We start from the raw sequence: 16,390 nt of genomic DNA, 5'->3' as shown, positions 1-16,390 counted from the left end.
CGGGCACGATGGGAACCTGACACAGGAGAACACCATGAAACGCCCAGTTAGACTGCTGAGCATGATCGCCGCCGCGGTACTGGCGGTACCGGCATGGGCCGGCGAGATCGTTAAATGTGTGGACAGCAATGGCCACGTCACGCTGACCGACCAGCCCTGCGCGTCCGGTTCCGTCTCGACGCCCGTGTCGCGCGACACCGGCCCTCTGCCGCCGCAGCGCCACGTGCTGCCCGCGGGCGAGCTGCCGCGCGTGACGTGGAAACGGCCGAATCTCGCGGCGCCCGTGAAGCTGGCGCGCGACATCGCCACGCTGAAGGAAGCGCGGCGCATGCTCATGCTGCAGGATGCGCGCCCGCGCCTGGCCGGTTTGAATTAAAACAGGTGCTCGTCGTACGGGGCAAACCCGCGCAGGTCCGACTCGTTGGCCGAGCTGCCCAGCGTGCGCACGAGCTGCAGTACGTCCTCGCCCTGGATGAAACTCGCCGATGAACTTGCCGCGAGCAGCTTTTCCGGCAGCTGCGAACGCGCCACCGCATAGCCCTGCACGTAGTCGACGCCGATTTCCGCCAGCGTGCGGATCGTGGCCGCGTCCTCGGCCCACTCCGCGATCGTGCGCATGCCCAGGTTGCCGGCCAGGCTGACGATCGCTTCCACGATGGCCACGTTGGCCGGGTGCGCGTTGATGTTGACGATGAAGTTGCCGTCGATCTTGAGCACGTCCGCCGGCAGCTCCTTCAGGTACGAGAACGACGTGTAGCCCGCGCCGAAATCGTCGAGCGCCACCTTCACGCCGAAGTTGCGCACCTGGTCGATGAAGCGGCGCGTGTTGTCCAGGTCGTGCAGCGCCACGCTTTCCGTGATCTCCATGCACAGGCGGCTCGCCACGTGCGTGTAGCGGGCCAGGACTTCCAGCGTGTCCTGCACGAAGCGCTCGTCGTTGAGCGACGCGCCGGACAGGTTCATGCACACGAAGCGCGTATTGGTCAGCGATTCCAGGTTGTCCTCGATCCACGACAGCGTCGTCGACAGCACCCAGCGGTCGATCACGCCCGCGCGCCCGCTCTTCTCGGCGGCAGCGATCAGCGGGCCGGCCGGGGCCACGCGGCCATCCGCCTCGCGCATGCGCAGCAGCACCTCGAAGTTCAGCGATTCGTACGGCGCGGAGAGCGACATGATCGGCTGCATCTCGAGGAACATGCCCTCGGTCGCGTCCGGACCGGACAGGCGCGCGACGAGGTTCAATTCGTTGGTGCGCTCCTGGAACGCGTTCGAACCGCGTTCGTACACGACGAGGCCTTCGTGGTGCCCGCCCTTCGCCTCGCGGCAGGCGCGGTCCGCGGTGGAGACGGCATCCTTCATCGGCATGCCCGGCGACACCTCGATCAGGCCGACGGAGCCGCGCACGTGGAACGCCTTGTCGCCCACGCGGTACGGCGTGCCGCCGATGCGGTCGACGATGCCGCGGCAGATCAGCGACGCCAGCGGGATCGCGGTATCCGGCATGACGATGACGAATTCGTCACCGCCCACGCGGCCGATCTTCTGGCCGCCGGCCAGGGTCAGTTCCATGCGTTCGCACACCTGCTTCAGGACTTCGTCGCCGGCCGCGTGGCCGAACAGGTCGTTGATCAGTTTAAAACGGTCGAGATCGATGTAGGCCAGCGCCAGCGGCTTGCCCGCGTTGAGCAGCTGGGCCGCGCCCTCGAACATCTTTTCGATGCCGCGCCGGTTGAAGACTTTCGTCAGCGGGTCGTTGTTGGCCATGAAGCGCAGTTGCTCGGTGGCCTGGTATTGCTCGGTGACGTCCTGCAGCACCGCCTCCACGCGGCCGCGCGCGAGCGTGGCGCTGACCATGAAGCGCTGGGCGCCGTCGCGGCTGGCGATCTGCATCTCGGCGTCGCTGCGCAGGTGCACTTGCTCCAGCAATTCCGACCACAGGCTGTCGGCGAAGAATTGCTTCCACGACGTGCGGCCAGGGACAATCTCGGTGATACCCAGCATCTTGCGCATGGCCGGGTTGGCGCTCACGATATTGCCGTACATATCCAGCGTGAACAGGCCGACGGGCATCGCCTCGTAGGCATGTTCCAGCTTTTCCTGCGCTTCGCGGCGCTTCTGCGTTTCCATGCGCATCTGCTCGGCGACGGCCAGCGCGGCCAGCAGGCTCGACGCGAGCGCCGCCGTCACGCTGTTGATCACGTTCAGCACCTGGTGCATGCCGAGCGCCGCCGACACGACCTCGGCCAGCGAGGCGACATAGGTCAGCGCGAACGAGGCCGCGAACCAGCCCGCCACGCGGTTGCGCGAACGGATGATGATCGTGATGAGGCCCAGCGTCATCAGCGTGAAGCCGAAGGCCATGATAACCCACAGCATCGGCAGGAACGTCCCGTACGGCATGGTGACGGCACCGATGAGCAGCGGGATGCACGCCCATTGCGTGATGCGCAGCGGGATCGCCCAGCGCGTCTTGACGAGCTCTTCGCGGAACAGGGCCTGGTACAGCGTGAGCGTGGACACGCCGTACAACGCGATCGTCAGCGAGCGGCCCAGCAGCATCCATTGCGGCGGCACGGTCATGCCCAGCCACTGGATGTCCCAGCCGGCCGACAGTCCGGCGATGCGCAGGTTCAGCAGCAGCCAGCCGGAAAACAATACGTACAGAGGCTGGCGGTTGATGAGCGCCGTGATCAGGACGAACAGCGACAGCACGATCATGCCGCCGTCGAGCAGGCCCGACTTGCGGTGGTACCCCTCGACGGACAGGTCGAACTGGGTCTCCGGCCATTGCACGACGTTCACGCGCGCGGGGCCGGCGAAGGTGCCGCGGCACAGGATCTCGCGCGGCAGATCGGTGAGTTGCAGGGCGAAGCCCGCCTTGGACGAATGCAGATAGGGCGTGCCCTGCTCGCGCGTGGCCATGCCGAGCAGTTGCAGGGTGGCGGCGTCCCAGCAGGAAATATCGACCGCGTGGCGCGACGGGAATTCGATGACGTCGCCGACGATGCTGCCGGGCGCGCGCGGACGCGTGCTGAAGCGGAACCACACGGGCGCTTCGGACAGGTGGGTGTCGAAGTACGACACCGGAACGGCGGCATGCAGGCGGGCGTTGGCCGCGGGCGGGCTCAGCGGAGCCGTTTCCTTCAGGACGCGGATGTCGCGCGCATCGCTGCTGCCCGACACGTACTGGCTGTCCCAGCACACGAGGGCGACGATGGAAACGACACCGATCACGATCGGAATCAGATAATAGGCGAACGCCTTGAACGTCAGGTCCAGCGCGGACTGCGCCATGCCCGGCAGTTTCCAGCGACCGGATGATGTGAATTGCATGAGTATCTGCGAAGCTCGTATCGCGGCCCGTGGGCGCGGGCGGCCGTTATCGTTTCGCAAGGATACAGCTTTACAGTAGTGCCGTCATGCAATTAATGGATCAGGCAACAAGTTCATGCCATTCCGATGCCTGCATTACAACACCCATCCTGCCCGCATTGGGTAACGGCGGCCGCACACCGGCATGGCCCCGGACATCGATGTCCGGGTGGTGCGTGTGGCAGAAGAAGTTCAGCAGCGGGTGCTGCGCGGCCGTCCAGCGCTCCTCGATCGTCGTGATGTCGAACGCCATGATCCGGTGCGGAATATTGCCCACGTGGCGCAGCGGGACAAAGCCCAGTTCCGGGAACACGTCGACGAAAGTCAGCTGTTCGTACTGGCGGTCGATCGGCGCGCGGCCCGTCGCCAGGGCCCAGTGGATGCCGTTCTGCTGGCAATACATGACGCCGGCCTTCAGCAGCGCGGTCTTGACCATGCGGCCGATGCGGCCGTTGTCCACGCCCAGGCGGCTCATCTCGGCCAGCGGCTGGCCACGCAGCCAGTCGGGGAGCTCGACGGACTCTTCGACATGCAGCGGCTCGTACAGGTTCGTCTGCATGCGGGCCGTGCCCAGCGGGGCGCCGTCCAGCTTGGATTCGGCGAGGAAAACGATTGCGTCGTCGCCGTAGTCGGCAGATTCGGGCTTGACGAGCTGCCGCGCGAAGTCCGGGACGTGGCGAGCATACGCCGCGTGACGCACGCGGACGGCTTTCCACAAGTCGGCCTCGTTGTCCACGCGGCGGATGGTGAAGGGCAGGCGTTCGGTCGGCTTGCCCACGCCGGCGGCGGGGCCTGAAACGGCGGGGCGAAGAACGCCGGGGTGGCGCATTTCCATGTTGACTCCTGTGTTGATGTTCAGAAACGGATGTTTTGAACTTTATCAACGTTGCAGGGGTTAACAAATTGTCGAAAAAGCGTGTCTTTTGCCCCTATTTCAATTTTCAATAAATCATGATCAATTTCATTAGTCTTTCACCAACATTCTTGCCGTCCCGCTAACGCGGATCGAACCACCCGGTTCCGGACCGATTTCGGCATGCAATAACGACCGCATCCCCATGTCTTCGCCCTGCACGACGTCGATCGCGCCGCCGTGCGGCCAGCCGAGGTCGCGCAGGTAGCCGGCCAGTGCGGCCGTGCCCGCGCCCGTGGCCGGGTCCTCGTAGACGCCGCCGATCGCGAATGGATTGCGGGTATGAAAACGCCGCGGGGACTCCACCCAGGCCAGCACGATCGTCGTCAGGCCGTGCTTCTCCATCAGCGCGCGGCCCGCCTCCAGGTCGTAGCGCATGGCGGCCAGCAGGTCGCGGCTGGCCAGCGCCAGCACGAGGTGGTTCGCGCCCGCGTGGGCAAGGCCGGGCGGGATGCGCGGGTCGAGGTCTGCGTCGCGGTAACCGAACAGCATCAATGCGTCCGCGACGAGTTCCGGCGCGGCCGGGCGGCTCCACGTCGGCGGCGATTGCAGCGCGGCGGCCACGCGACCGCCTTCGCGTCGCCCTTCGACCGTAATGTCGCCATCGTTCAGCGCCAGCGCATACACGCCGTCGCCGTCGCGCCGGGCCAGCGCGGCGCCGAGCGCGATCGTCGCGTGGCCGCAGAACGGCACTTCGGACGCCGGCGAGAAGTAGCGCACGCGCCAGCCCTTTCCTTGCGGTTCGGCGAATGCCGTCTCCGAATAGCCGACGGCGTGGGCCAGGCGCTGCATCTCGTCGGCCGGCGGCAGGGATTCCCCGATCCAGACGCCGGCCGGATTGCCGCCGGCGTCGCCGTCCGAGAATGCGGCGATGCGAAGGATGTGCGAAGTCGTGATGGTCATGCGGTCTCCTTGTCGGGATGGATGGTCAAGGTTCGAGCACGCCGGCCAGCCGGTCGGCGAGGAAGTCGACGAGCGCCTTCACGCGCGGCGCCAGCGCGCCCTGCTTGTAGAACACGGCCCACACGGGCTGGGTCCACGGCAGCGCCGCCTCTTCCAGCACAGGCACGAGGCGGCCCGCGGCGACGTCGGCGCGCGTGAGGAAGTCGGACAGGCTGACGATGCCCGCGCCCTGCAGCGCGAGGTGGCGGACCGTCTCGCCGCTGGTGGCCGTCACGTGCGGCGCGATGCGCCAGCCCTCTTCCGTGCCGGCGCGCAGCGGCCACGTATTCAGCGACGCGGGCGCGACGAAGCCGACGAGGCGGTGCTTCATCAAGTCTTCCACTTGCCGCGGCGTGCCGTGGCGTTCGAGATAGCCGGGGGCGGCGAGCACGCGGATGCGGCTGCGGCCCAGGCGGCGGGCATTGAGCGTCGAGTCGGTCAACTGGCCGATGCGGATCGCGACGTCGGCCTTCTCCTCGATCAGGTCGACGACGGTCTCGCCGCTCGTGAGTTCCACCTGCACCTGCGGGTACGCATCGAGGAAGTCCGCCAGCTGCGGGGCGATCAGGTGATCCAGGGTCGGCGTCGCGGCGTTCACGCGCACGAGGCCCGCGGGCTGCGCGCGCGCGAGGGCGGCCTGCGACTCCGTCTCTTCCAGGTCGGCGAGGATGCGGCGCGCGCGGGCCAGCAGCCAGTTGCCTTCCTCGGTGAGATCGAGGCGGCGCGTCGTGCGGTGGATGAGGGTCATGCCGAGCTGCTGCTCCAGACGCGAGATGGTACGCGACACGCCGGACGGCGTCTGCCCCAGCCGCTCGGCGGCATTCGAAAACGAACCCGTGTCGATCACGGCGACGAATGCGATCAACGCGCCCACGTCCAGCATTTTTGCTCCCAGGTCAAAAGTCTATTGTACGGCCACGGGTTTTTCTTTGTGGACGGGACGGCCAGAATGCCCTCATCCCATCGAGGCATCAACAAGGAGAACACCATGCCACTCGCTTTATGGGCGCTGACACTGAGCGCCTTCGCCATCGGCACGACGGAATTCGTGATCGTCGGCCTGATCCCCACCATCGCAACCAGCCTGAATGTGTCCGTGCCGTCCGCCGGCCTGCTCGTGAGCCTGTACGCGCTGGGCGTCGCCATCGGCGCGCCGGTGCTGACCGCCCTCACCGGCAAGGTGCCCCGCAAGACGCTGCTGCTCGGCCTCATGCTGCTGTTCACGGCCGGCAACCTGACCGCGTGGATGGCCCCCGGCTATGCCGCGCTAATGGCCGCCCGCGTACTGACGGGCCTCGCGCACGGCGTCTTCTTCTCGATCGGTTCGACGATCGCGACGAGCCTCGTGCCGAAAGAAAAAGCGGCCAGCGCCATCGCGCTGATGTTCAGCGGCCTGACCGTGGCCCTCGTGACCGGTGTCCCGCTCGGGACGTTCATCGGCCAGCACTTCGGCTGGCAGATGACCTTCCTGGCCGTCGCGCTGCTGGGCGTGATCGCGTTCGCCGGCATCGCCCTGCTCGTCCCGCGCGGCATCGCCGGCAGCAAGCCGGCTAGCCTTCTCACGCAACTGTCCGTGCTGAAGAAACCGCGCCTGCTGCTCGTGTATGCGATGACCACGCTGGGCTACGGCGGCTCGTTCATCGCCTTCACGTACCTCGCGCCGATCCTCGAACAGGTCGCCGGCTTTTCGTCGAACAGCGTCGGCCTCGTGATGCTCGTGTACGGCGTGTCGGTCGCCTTCGGCAACATCTGGGGCGGCAAGCTGGCGGACCGCAAGGGCCCCGTGCGCGCCCTGCAGATCGTGTTCGCGCTGCTGGCCGGCGTGCTGTTCGTGCTGGACTTCACGGCCGCGAACAAGATCGCCGTCCTCGTCACCGTGCTGGCCTGGGGCGCCGTCGCCTTCGGCAACGTGCCGGGCCTGCAGGTCTATGTCGTGCAGCGCGCCGAACGCGATGCGCCGGGTGCCGTCGACGTCGCATCGGGCCTGAACATCGCCGCGTTCAACGTCGGCATCGCCATCGGCGCCTGGGGCGGCGGCCTGATCGTCGAACACCTCGGCCTGATGCACACGCCCTGGATCGGCGCCCTGATCGTCATCGGCGCGCTCGCCCTCACCACGCTGGCCGGCTGGCTGGACCGGCGCGATCCGGCGCCGCGGCACGCCGTCCGCGGCGAACGCGCCGTCGCCATGCATTGAATTGAAAGGAAAAACCATGCATACCAATATCCCGCAACTGGGCCTCGGCACGTTCCGCCTGAAGGAGCGGCAAGCCATCGATTCCGTCGCCACCGGCCTGGCACTGGGTTACCGCCACATCGACACGGCGCAGATCTACGGCAACGAGGCCGAAGTCGGCCAGGCGCTGGCAGAATCCGGCGTGGCGCGCGGCGGCGTCTTCGTCACCACCAAGATCTGGACGGAGAACCTGGCCGCGAACCGCCTGCGCGCCAGCCTCGAAGAAAGCCTCGTGAAACTGCGCACGGAGTACGTCGACCTCACCCTGATCCACTGGCCGTCGCCGGGCGCCGCGGTGTCCGTCGCGGAATCCATGGAAGCGCTGCTGGCCGCGCGCGAGTCCGGCCTGACGCGTGCCATCGGCGTATCGAACTTCCCGATTGCGCTGCTGCGCGAAGCCATTGCGGCCGTCGGTGCGGACAACATCGCGACGAACCAGGTCGAGCTGCACCCGTTCCTGCAGAACCGCGCAGTGGACGCGTTCATGGTCGATGCCGGCATCCACCTCACCGCCTACATGCCGCTCGCCTACGGCAAGGTGATGGACGATGCCACCATCGCCCGCATCGCGCAGGTGCACGGCGCGACGCCGGCCCAGGTGGCGCTGGCGTGGGCGATGGCGAAAGGATATGCCGTGATCCCGTCGTCGACGCAGCGCGCGAACCTGGAGGGCAACCTGCGGGCGCGCGACCTGATCCTGTCGCGGCAGGATATCGCCGACATCGACGCGCTGGACCGGGACGAACGCCTCGTCAGCCCCGACTTCGCGCCGCAGTGGGACTAGACTACCTGTCCAGCTCTTTGTAGTGGCGGAAGATCCCTTCCTCGTTGAAAGGAATCCGCCGCCCGGACTTCAGGTAGGCCGCGATGCGCGGCCGCGCGGCCACCCGGTCGTGCAGCGCCGTCAGCAGCGGATAGCCCGCGTCGATGCGGCCCAGCGCCTTCGGGAAGGCGTAGCGCAGGCCCGCGACGAGCTGGAACAGCGACAGGTCCGCGTACGTGACCGTGTCGCCCAGCAGGTAGTCCTTCGGTTCGGGCCGGGCCAGGATGTTCTCGAACCAGTCGAAGAACTTCGGGATGCGCGTGTCGATGAAATCGGCCGACCGGCGCTTGGCTTCCGGGCGCTGGTCCTCGAAATACAGCGACGTCGCGATCGGGTGGTGCGTGTCGTGCGTCTCGGCGACCAGGTCCGCGATGGTCAGCTGGATCTGGTTCACCCAATATTTACCTTGCGCATCCCGTGGCGCCAGCCCATGGTGCTCGCCCAGGAACATCAGGATGTTGGCGGTCTGGCCCACCGTCACATCGCCCGCCTTGAGGAACGGCGGCGCGAACGACGGGTGGTCGGCGCCGTCCATCGCCGCGATCATGCGCGCCATGCCGCCCGGCGCGCGCGCCACGTCCACGTATCGCACCCCCGCCTCTTCCAGCGCCAGGCGCACGAATTCGCCGCGGCCCTGGATGCTCGGCCAATAAAAAAGTTCATACACCATGCCATGCTCCTCAACTTGTTCGGTCTGACTCAATTATCGAGCAGGATTTTGATGTTCGGCGCGGCAATCGTGCTAGTCTTGCGTCTGGCGCTTGCCTGACAAAAAATCAACAAAAATGAGAGACATGAAAACGGAAAATCATAATAGAGGGATGGGGTGTTGGTGGTTACGATCTTGATCTTCTGAACGATTCACTGCCGTTCAGCAAAGTACGAAGACGAATCCACCGATAACGATTGCCCGGAGCGCATCATGATTTTCGCTCACCTGACCAAACACTGGATGGCCCGGCGCCGCCAGTACAGCCTGTCGTCGTGGGTGCTGTGCATCGCGCGCAGCCTGCGCGTGCTGGCCTATTACCGCGACCACCGCGCGCTATGCCAGCTCGGCGTCTACCGCAACCACGTCGCGCAAGACGCCGGCGACGACCTGTTCCACCACCTCAGCCACCGCGACTACCTCATCAAGGGCTTGAGCCCGCGCCAGCGCGTGCAGGCCGTGCTGAGCCATTACCGCTTCGAGGAAACGACGTTCAATGACGGCTACCTGGACGCCGTCTACGGCCAGCGCTGCCTGCCCCTGTGGCAGCAGGAGGCCGAGGGCAGCACGTTCATGATCCAGCTCGAGATGGCCTCGCGCAGCAATGCCGAAGGCGACCTCACCCTCGCCCTCATCGCGGACGGCAAATGCCTGCACCGCCTGTCCTTCAGCTGGCTCGAAGGCGACATGGTGGGCGTCGACATGCCCGTCGTCCCGTTCATCGCGCGCAACCAGGGCCGCTGGATCGATTCCGGCGCCGCGTTCGAAGCGTTCGAACGCGTCTTCCCGAACAACTCGCCCAGCTTCTTCTGCTTCGCGGCCATGCAGGGCATCGCGCTGGCCCTCGGCATGGACAAGGTCGTCGCGATCCGCAGCGAAGCGCACATCGCCTACGATCCCGATCCGGAAAAACATTTCGCCAACGCGTATGACGGCTTCTGGAAGATCCTCGGCGGCGAGGAAATGCCGGGCCGCGACGGCTACCTGATCCCGCTGCCGTTCTACGTGAAGCCGTTGTCCGAGATGCCGTCCAAGCACCGCAAGCGCGCGGCGCTGCGGCGCGAGCACTGGCGGCTGATCGGCGACGCGTCGCGCGCCGTCATCCAGCGCCATCTGCTGCATGCGCGCGCGCACGTGGCGCATCCGGCCGCGGTGCCCGAACCGGCCTGAAAGCCTGCCGGCGTGGCCCACGCCGGCAGGACACCTGCGCGATAATGATCCTCTGAGCAAAACCAGAGGATCACCTTGCACAACTTCGACTTTCATAATCCCACCCGCATCCTGTTCGGCGACGGCCAGATCGAGCGCATCGGCAAACTGGTCCCGTCCGAGGCGCGCGTCCTCGTGCTGTACGGCGGCGGCAGCATCCGCGCCAACGGCACGTTTGACGCCGTGATGGCCGCACTGGCCGGCCGCACCGTGTTCGAGTTCGGCGGCATCGAGCCGAATCCCACGGTCGAAACGTTATCCGAAGCGATCGCGCTCGTCCGCCGCGAACGCGTGGACTTCCTGCTGGCCGTGGGCGGCGGCTCCGTCATCGACGGCACCAAGTTCGTCGCGGCGGGCGCCATGCTCGACGCCGACCCGTGGACCATCCTCGAACAGCACGCGAAGAACGTGCACGCGGCGCTGCCCATCGGCGTCGTGCTGACCCTGCCGGCGACGGGGTCCGAGATGAACGCGGCCGCCGTCATCACGCGCAAGCGCACGCAGGAAAAATTCGCGTTCGTCGCGCGCACCGTGTACCCGCGGTTTGCCGTCCTCGACCCGACCCGTACCTACACGCTGCCCGCGCGCCAGGTGGGCAACGGCGTCGTCGACGCGTTCGTGCACGTGATGGAGCAATACATGACGGTCCCGGCCCAGGCCAAGGTGCAGGACCGCTTTGCGGAAGGCTTGCTGCTGACGCTCGTCGAAGACGGTCCGCAAGCACTGGCGCTGCCTGCCGACTACGACGTGCGCGCCAACCTGATGTGGACGGCCACGCTGGCCTTGAACGGCCTGATCGGCACCGGCGTGCCGCAGGACTGGTCCACGCACACGATCGGCCACGAGCTGACCGCGCTGTACGGCCTCGACCACGCGCAGACGCTGGCGATCGTACTGCCGTCGATGCTGCGCGTGCGCCGCGCGGCCAAGCGGGAGAAACTGCTGCAATATGCGGCCCGCGTGTGGGACCTCCACAGCGGCGACGAGGACGCGCGCATCGAGGCGGCCATCGCCCGCACGGAAGACTTCTTCCGTGCCATGGGCGTGGGGACAAAGCTGTCCGACTATGGCCTGGGCCGCGATGCGATCCCGGCCGTGATCGCCGCACTGGAAGCGCACGGCATGACGCGCATGGGCGAGACCGGCGAGGTCACGCTGGACGTGGCGCGCGAGGTGCTGGACGGCGCCGCCTGATCGCGGAACCATCCGCTTTACAACATGTCTATTGTCTGAAGCATCACGACAAGGCGCGTTGTGCTACACTCGCGCCTTCGCTAGGGGTCCTGGGAGTTCGCTTCCCGGGTGAGAGATACCCTTCGTACCTGATCTGGATAATGCCAGCGAAGGAAAGCGCAACGCAGTTCCCATCCTTGTTTGCCCTTCCCCCCGTTGGCTCCGGCTTTTAAGAAAAAGCAGCGCGCCCATCGCCGGCGCGCGAAAACGAGCAAACCATGAACCGTCATTTGAAGTACACCGCAGTCGCGTACGCCATCGCGCAAGCCTTCATCGCGAACGCCCATGCACAAGACACCACCCACCCCGTCGCCGAAGTCGTCGTGACGGGCAACCGCTTCATCGCCGTCGACCGCGCCAGCGTCGGCGGCTTCGGCGAAGCGTCGCTGTTCGACACCCCGGCCTCCATCATCTCCATGGGCCGCACGCAGATGCAGGACCTGTCGATCCGCTCAACGACCGAGGCGGTGCGCTTCGACGCATCCGTCGCCGACGCCTACAACGCCGTCGGCTATGCCGAGCAGTTCTCCATCCGCGGCTTCGCCCTCGACAACAACTACAGCTATCGCAAGGACGGCTTCGCGATCCCGGGCGATACGCAGATCCCGCTGGAGAACAAGGAACGCTTCGAAATCCTGAAAGGCCTCGCGGGCCTCACGGCCGGCATCGCCACGCCGGGCGGCATCGTCAACTACGTGACCAAGCGCCCGACGAATGCGCCGCTGCGCTCCGCGACCGTGGAAGTGTCCGAGCGCGGCACCCTGTACGGCACCGTCGATCTCGGCGGCCGCTTCGAGGACCGCCGTTTCGGCTACCGCATCAACGCGGCCGCCGCCGACCTGCACCCGTACGTGCGCGGCGCGAACGGCGACCGCCAGTTCGTGGCGGCCGCCTTCGACTGGCAGATCACGCCGGATGCGCTGCTGCAGCTGGACATGGATTACCAGCGCAAGGCCCAGATCACGGCGCCCGGCTTCCAGCTGATCCAGGGTACGACGCTGCCGACCGGCGTGTCGGCCAGGATGCTCCTGAACGACCAGCCGTGGACGCGCCCCGTCACGACGAAGGACAGCAACGTGGGCCTGCGCTTCGAATACAAGCTGGCGCAGGACTGGACCGCCACCGTGTCCGGCAACAAGCACTGGTTCAAGCGCGACGACTTCACCGCGTTCCCCTACGGCTGCAGCAACGAGGGCGCGGGCTATTATCCGGGCTACTGCGGCAACGGCGACTACGACGTCTACGATTACCAGAGCACGGGCGAGCGCAAGTCGCCGTGGGGCGTGCAGGCGCAGGTGCAGGGCAAGTTCGCGACCGGCGCGCTGCGCCACGCGCTCACCCTGGGCGCGTCGTATTCGGAGCGCCACGACAGCTTCGGCGACTACGTCTACGACTACGTCGGGTACAGCAATATCTGGAACCCGCTCGTGACGCCGCACGTCGCTGCCGACCGCGTAACGGGCCCCGTGTTCGAGCGCCGCAGCGACGAGGAACGCGCCGTGTTCGCGCAGGACATCGTGAGCCTGACGAACCGGCTGACCCTGCACGCGGGCCTGCGCCACGTCCAGATCAAGCGCAGCGAATTCGTCGACGACGCCACCGGCTACGTGCACGCCGACGACTCGTTCCTGCTGCCGAACGTGGGCCTCGTCTTCAGCCCCGCGCGCGACTGGAACGTGTACGCCGCGGTCAGCCACGGGCTGCAGCACGGCGGCATCGCGCCGATGCAGACGACGAACGAGAATTCGGTGCTGGCGCCGCAGCGTTCGCACCAGGTCGAGATCGGCGCCAAGGCCGCGCTGGACAATGGCCTGAACCTGTCGGCCGCGCTGTTCCAGATCCGCCAGGGCCTGGAATACACGAACGCGAACAACACGTTCGTCCGCAACGGCCGCGAAACGCACCGCGGCATCGAGCTGACCGCGCAGGGCCAAGCGACGCCGGCGCTGGACTGGAGCGTGTCGCTGATGGCGCTGAACACGCGCCAGGAAGGCACGGGCCAGGCGGGCATCGACGGCAAGCGCGTGACCGACGTCCCCGCGTTCAAGTCGACGGCATGGGTGCAGTACGCCGTCGCGGCGATCCCGGGCCTGAAGCTGGACGGCACGTGGCAGTACTCGGGCAAGAAGGCGTTCGACGTCGAGAACACCGTGTTCGTGCCGGACTACCACGTGTTCGGCGTGGGCGCGTCGTACGGCCTGAAATGGGGCACGACGAACGTCACCTTGCGTGCCCGCGCGGAGAACCTGTTCGACAAGTTCTACTGGCGTGACGTGACGCCGGCGCTGGGCGGCTATCTGCTGCCGGGCGCGCCAAGGACGTTCCGGGCGTCGGCGCAGTTCGACTTCTGAAGTCGCCTAAACACGGCGGGCGGGTGGACCGATCAGGTCCTCCACCTGCCGCACCCGCGCTTCCAGTTCCCCCGTCAGCAGCGCAAACGGAATCCCCCGCGCATCCAGCACGTCCACGAGCTGCGCATGCACGCGCTGCCTCACCTCCTCCGACTCGCGCTGCAACCCATCCGGCACCCACGGCAGATCGGGCGCCGCGACGAGCGTGAACGCGTAGTCGTGTTCCGCTTCCCAGGCAAGCAGGTCCGGCGGCACGCGGCCCCAGTAGATGCGGCTGTACACGGCCGTCATCAGCGGCGTCGTGTCGACGAACAGGAAGTCGCGCACGCGCGGGTCGCGCGCGAGCAGCTCCTCGCGGACGCGCTGCGTGCGCGCGATGCCGGGCTGGTCGTCCTCGCGCGGCACGCGCGCATTCACCTCGACGAATTCGCGCAGGTATTCCGGCACCCACAGCGTGCCGTAGCGCGCCGCCAGCGCCTGCGCCAAGGTCGACTTGCCCGTCGATTCCGCGCCCAGCAGCGCCACACGTGCCACGGTCGCCACCGTCATCGCGCGCCCTCGGCCACCGGCATGTCCGCGTCCTGCGCGGCATGGGTCCACGCGCGCAGGCCCAGCACGGCCAGCACGACGAACACGGCGTACAGGATCGCCGTCAGGTGCAGGCCTTTATAGATGTACAGGCCCACGTACAGGATGTCGACGACGATCCACGTGTGCCAGTTCTCGATCTTCTTCTTCGCCGTGAGCAGTTGGCCCAGCAGGCTGCCCGCGGTGAGGAAGCCGTCCATGTGGGGCACGTCCGTGTCCGTGCACGCCTTCAGGAACGCCGATAGCGCGAAGAAGCCGGCGGCCCAGCCGAGCAGCGACGCGAGCCGGCCCGTGTGTGACAGGCGCGTCACGGGCAGCGGCTTGCCCTCGGCGCCGCGCAGCCACTGCCACCAGCCCCAGATCGAAGCCGCGATGAACACGCCCTGCAGGCCGGCGTCGCCGTACAGGCGGGCGTCGAAGAACACGACGCCGTACGTGGCGGACGACACGATGGCGAAGAACCAGCCCCAGTGATTGCGCAGGATGGTCAGGACGACCGTCGCGACGGACAGCACGAAGCCGAGCAGTTCGAGCGGCGTGGTGGAAAAGCCCAGCAGGACCAGGGTATCGTTCATGGGCGGACAATGACAGGAGAGTCGGCGATTATGGAAGGTGGCGCGGGTTTATGCAACCCGACGGCGAGTGTCCGTTTCCGGACACCGCTGCCCGCCAGCGGGCAATGCGGCAGTCCGTCCCCAGAGCGAAACCCGGCTGGCACGGGGCTTGCAATACAGGCAGCATCACAATGCCCGCTTTGATCATGGACCAGGCCATCCCGCTCGACATCCTCCGCCGCCGCACCCGCATGCGGCTCGCCTCCACGCTCGTCGTGCTCGGGGCCCTGTGCGCCGCCGCGTGGGGCCTGAACCGCGCGCTGCGTCCGAGCGTGTCCGCGGCCGACGTCGTCGTCGCGGAGGTGCGGCGCGGGAACGTGGACAACACGGTCGGCGCGGCCGGCGTCGTCATTCCCGTGCACGAGGAAGTGGTGGCGAGTCCGGGCGCGAGCCGCGTCGCGAAGGTCCTCGCCAAGCCCGGGCAGCAGGTCCGCGCGGGCGACCTGCTGCTGGAACTGGACGACCGCGATATCCGCCTCGCGCTGGAAGCGCTGAAGGAACAGCTGGCGCAGCAGGACAACCGCATCGCGACACTCAAGCAGGAACTGGAACAGAAGCGCACGCAGATCGTGAGCAGCCTCGAGCTGCTGGAGATCGACCTGCAGGCCGCGCGCGCCACGCTGGAACGCAACGAGAAGCTGCGCTCGAGCGGCCTCGTATCCGGCGAAAACCTGCTGACGGCGCAACTGAACGTGAAGCGCACGGAGATCCAGCTGCGCCAGCAGCGCGCGCTGCTCGACGCCACGCACCGCACGACGGCCACCAATATCGCGGCGGCCGACCTGCAGAAGGCAATCCTGCAAAAGCAGATCGCACAGCAGGAACGGTTATTGGACCGCACCCGCGTGCGCGCCCCGTTCGGCGGCATGCTCACGTGGCTGCTGGAAGAAGAAGGCGCGAGCGTGGCGGCGGGCCAGCTCGTCGCGCGCGTCTCCGAATTGAACAACTACCGCGTCGAGGCCACGCTGTCCGACTTCCACGCGCGCCAGCTCGCGCCGGGACAGGCCGTGCGCGTGGAGCAGAACGGCGAGGTCATGGCCGGCACCGTCCACACGATCCTGCCCGAAATCCAGAACGGCACCATCAAGCTGCTGGTCGACCTCGCGCAACCGCGCAATCCGCACCTGCGCAACAAGATGCGCGTGGACGTCGCGGTCGTCACGGAACGCCGCGCGAATGTGCTCGTGGTCGACAGCGGCCCCGCCTTCAACGGCCGCGGCCCGCAGCCGGCATTCGTCGTGCGGGACGGCGTGGCGCGCAGGACGATCCTCGACCTGGGCGCCGGCGACGGCAAGGTCGTCGAGGTCGTGGGCGGCGCGCACGCGGGCGACCGCGTCGTCGTCTCCGACACGGCCGACTTCAAGCACCGCGACAGCATCCGCATCACGAACTGAATCCAA

Annotated in this window: 14 protein-coding genes and 1 riboswitch; of the genes, 7 read left to right on the top strand and 7 right to left on the bottom strand. The window is 67.0% G+C overall.

Translation table 11 applies throughout. The features are described 5' to 3' along the window. Positions 1-34: 34 nt before the first annotated feature. The gene (locus ACEN9G_RS22650) at positions 35-376 is read left to right on the top strand and encodes a DUF4124 domain-containing protein (protein WP_413337449.1); all 342 of its coding nucleotides are present in this window, start codon (positions 35-37) and stop codon (positions 374-376) included. On the opposite strand, the gene ACEN9G_RS22645 is transcribed toward ACEN9G_RS22650, so the two are convergent. From ACEN9G_RS22645 to ACEN9G_RS22630, 4 genes are all read right to left on the bottom strand, one after another. Further along, positions 373-3,333, bottom strand: coding sequence for a putative bifunctional diguanylate cyclase/phosphodiesterase (locus tag ACEN9G_RS22645; RefSeq protein ID WP_413337450.1), 2,961 nt, complete (start codon positions 3,331-3,333; stop codon positions 373-375). The genes ACEN9G_RS22650 and ACEN9G_RS22645 overlap by 4 nt on opposite strands. 100 nt (positions 3,334-3,433) lie before the next feature. Beyond that, entirely contained in the window at positions 3,434-4,207 is a 774-nt protein-coding gene (locus tag ACEN9G_RS22640; RefSeq protein WP_413337451.1) for a hypothetical protein, read from the bottom strand. 129 nt (positions 4,208-4,336) lie between these two features. Beyond that, positions 4,337-5,188 carry a PhzF family phenazine biosynthesis protein gene (locus ACEN9G_RS22635; protein ID WP_483126998.1) on the bottom strand — a complete coding sequence of 284 codons (852 nt, stop codon included), beginning with the start codon at positions 5,186-5,188 and terminating at the stop codon, positions 4,337-4,339. A 25-nt stretch (positions 5,189-5,213) separates the two neighbouring features. Next, the gene (locus tag ACEN9G_RS22630) at positions 5,214-6,110 is read right to left on the bottom strand and encodes a LysR family transcriptional regulator (protein WP_056137161.1); all 897 of its coding nucleotides are present in this window, start codon (positions 6,108-6,110) and stop codon (positions 5,214-5,216) included. A 66-nt stretch (positions 6,111-6,176) separates the two neighbouring features. Between ACEN9G_RS22630 and ACEN9G_RS22625 the strand changes: the two genes are divergently transcribed. Both ACEN9G_RS22625 and dkgB read left to right on the top strand, forming a co-directional pair. Then, the gene (locus ACEN9G_RS22625; protein WP_495605454.1) at positions 6,177-7,424 is read left to right on the top strand and encodes an MFS transporter; all 1,248 of its coding nucleotides are present in this window, start codon (positions 6,177-6,179) and stop codon (positions 7,422-7,424) included. 16 nt (positions 7,425-7,440) lie between these two features. Continuing rightward, positions 7,441-8,247: a 2,5-didehydrogluconate reductase DkgB gene (gene dkgB / locus ACEN9G_RS22620; protein ID WP_413341545.1), complete on the top strand. Its 807-nt coding sequence runs from the start codon at positions 7,441-7,443 to the stop codon at positions 8,245-8,247. A 1-nt stretch (position 8,248) separates the two neighbouring features. On the opposite strand, the gene ACEN9G_RS22615 is transcribed toward dkgB, so the two are convergent. Further along, on the bottom strand, positions 8,249-8,956 hold the full coding sequence (locus tag ACEN9G_RS22615; RefSeq protein ID WP_413341543.1) for a glutathione S-transferase: 708 nt from the start codon (positions 8,954-8,956) through the stop codon (positions 8,249-8,251). Between the two features lie 252 nt (positions 8,957-9,208). On the opposite strand from ACEN9G_RS22615, the gene ACEN9G_RS22610 reads away from it, so the two are divergent. The 3 genes from ACEN9G_RS22610 to ACEN9G_RS22600 all read left to right on the top strand — a co-directional run bounded on the left by ACEN9G_RS22610 (position 9,209) and on the right by ACEN9G_RS22600 (position 13,788). Then, positions 9,209-10,165, top strand: coding sequence for a DUF535 family protein (locus ACEN9G_RS22610; protein WP_413341541.1), 957 nt, complete (start codon positions 9,209-9,211; stop codon positions 10,163-10,165). Between the two features lie 75 nt (positions 10,166-10,240). Then, a complete protein-coding gene (locus ACEN9G_RS22605) occupies positions 10,241-11,398 on the top strand; it encodes an iron-containing alcohol dehydrogenase (protein ID WP_413341539.1) in 1,158 nt (385 codons plus the stop codon). 72 nt (positions 11,399-11,470) lie between these two features. Then, a riboswitch (TPP riboswitch) is annotated at positions 11,471-11,570 on the top strand. An 85-nt stretch (positions 11,571-11,655) separates the two neighbouring features. Next, positions 11,656-13,788, top strand: a complete 2,133-nt coding sequence (locus tag ACEN9G_RS22600) for a TonB-dependent siderophore receptor (RefSeq protein WP_413341538.1) — start codon at positions 11,656-11,658, stop codon at positions 13,786-13,788. Between the two features lie 6 nt (positions 13,789-13,794). Here the strand turns inward: ACEN9G_RS22600 and ACEN9G_RS22595 are convergent, their stop codons facing one another. Both ACEN9G_RS22595 and pnuC read right to left on the bottom strand, forming a co-directional pair. Beyond that, positions 13,795-14,337, bottom strand: a complete 543-nt coding sequence (locus ACEN9G_RS22595) for an AAA family ATPase (RefSeq protein ID WP_483126997.1) — start codon at positions 14,335-14,337, stop codon at positions 13,795-13,797. Continuing rightward, a complete protein-coding gene (gene pnuC, locus ACEN9G_RS22590) occupies positions 14,334-14,951 on the bottom strand; it encodes a nicotinamide riboside transporter PnuC (protein ID WP_413343961.1) in 618 nt (205 codons plus the stop codon). The genes ACEN9G_RS22595 and pnuC overlap by 4 nt, the downstream gene beginning before the upstream one ends. A 170-nt stretch (positions 14,952-15,121) precedes the next feature. Between pnuC and ACEN9G_RS22585 the strand changes: the two genes are divergently transcribed. Beyond that, positions 15,122-16,384, top strand: coding sequence for an efflux RND transporter periplasmic adaptor subunit (locus tag ACEN9G_RS22585; RefSeq protein WP_413343963.1), 1,263 nt, complete (start codon positions 15,122-15,124; stop codon positions 16,382-16,384). Positions 16,385-16,390: the final 6 nt, after the last annotated feature.

The sequence above is a fragment of the Massilia sp. Masssp94 genome, from assembly GCF_059491305.1.
The sequence above is the reverse complement of the archived record's forward strand: the minus strand, read 5'-3'. Positions and strand labels throughout refer to the sequence as shown.

Coding starts and splice junctions, on each gene's coding strand:
- ACEN9G_RS22650 (WP_413337449.1), top strand. CDS start 35: ATGAAACGCCCAGTTAGACTGCTGAGCATGATCGCCGCCGCGGTACTG.
- ACEN9G_RS22645 (WP_413337450.1), bottom strand. CDS start 3,333: ATGCAATTCACATCATCCGGTCGCTGGAAACTGCCGGGCATGGCGCAG.
- ACEN9G_RS22640 (WP_413337451.1), bottom strand. CDS start 4,207: ATGGAAATGCGCCACCCCGGCGTTCTTCGCCCCGCCGTTTCAGGCCCC.
- ACEN9G_RS22635 (WP_483126998.1), bottom strand. CDS start 5,188: ATGACCATCACGACTTCGCACATCCTTCGCATCGCCGCATTCTCGGAC.
- ACEN9G_RS22630 (WP_056137161.1), bottom strand. CDS start 6,110: ATGCTGGACGTGGGCGCGTTGATCGCATTCGTCGCCGTGATCGACACG.
- ACEN9G_RS22625 (WP_495605454.1), top strand. CDS start 6,177: ATGCCCTCATCCCATCGAGGCATCAACAAGGAGAACACCATGCCACTC.
- dkgB (WP_413341545.1), top strand. CDS start 7,441: ATGCATACCAATATCCCGCAACTGGGCCTCGGCACGTTCCGCCTGAAG.
- ACEN9G_RS22615 (WP_413341543.1), bottom strand. CDS start 8,956: ATGGTGTATGAACTTTTTTATTGGCCGAGCATCCAGGGCCGCGGCGAA.
- ACEN9G_RS22610 (WP_413341541.1), top strand. CDS start 9,209: ATGATTTTCGCTCACCTGACCAAACACTGGATGGCCCGGCGCCGCCAG.
- ACEN9G_RS22600 (WP_413341538.1), top strand. CDS start 11,656: ATGAACCGTCATTTGAAGTACACCGCAGTCGCGTACGCCATCGCGCAA.
- ACEN9G_RS22595 (WP_483126997.1), bottom strand. CDS start 14,337: ATGACGGTGGCGACCGTGGCACGTGTGGCGCTGCTGGGCGCGGAATCG.
- pnuC (WP_413343961.1), bottom strand. CDS start 14,951: ATGAACGATACCCTGGTCCTGCTGGGCTTTTCCACCACGCCGCTCGAA.
- ACEN9G_RS22585 (WP_413343963.1), top strand. CDS start 15,122: ATGCCCGCTTTGATCATGGACCAGGCCATCCCGCTCGACATCCTCCGC.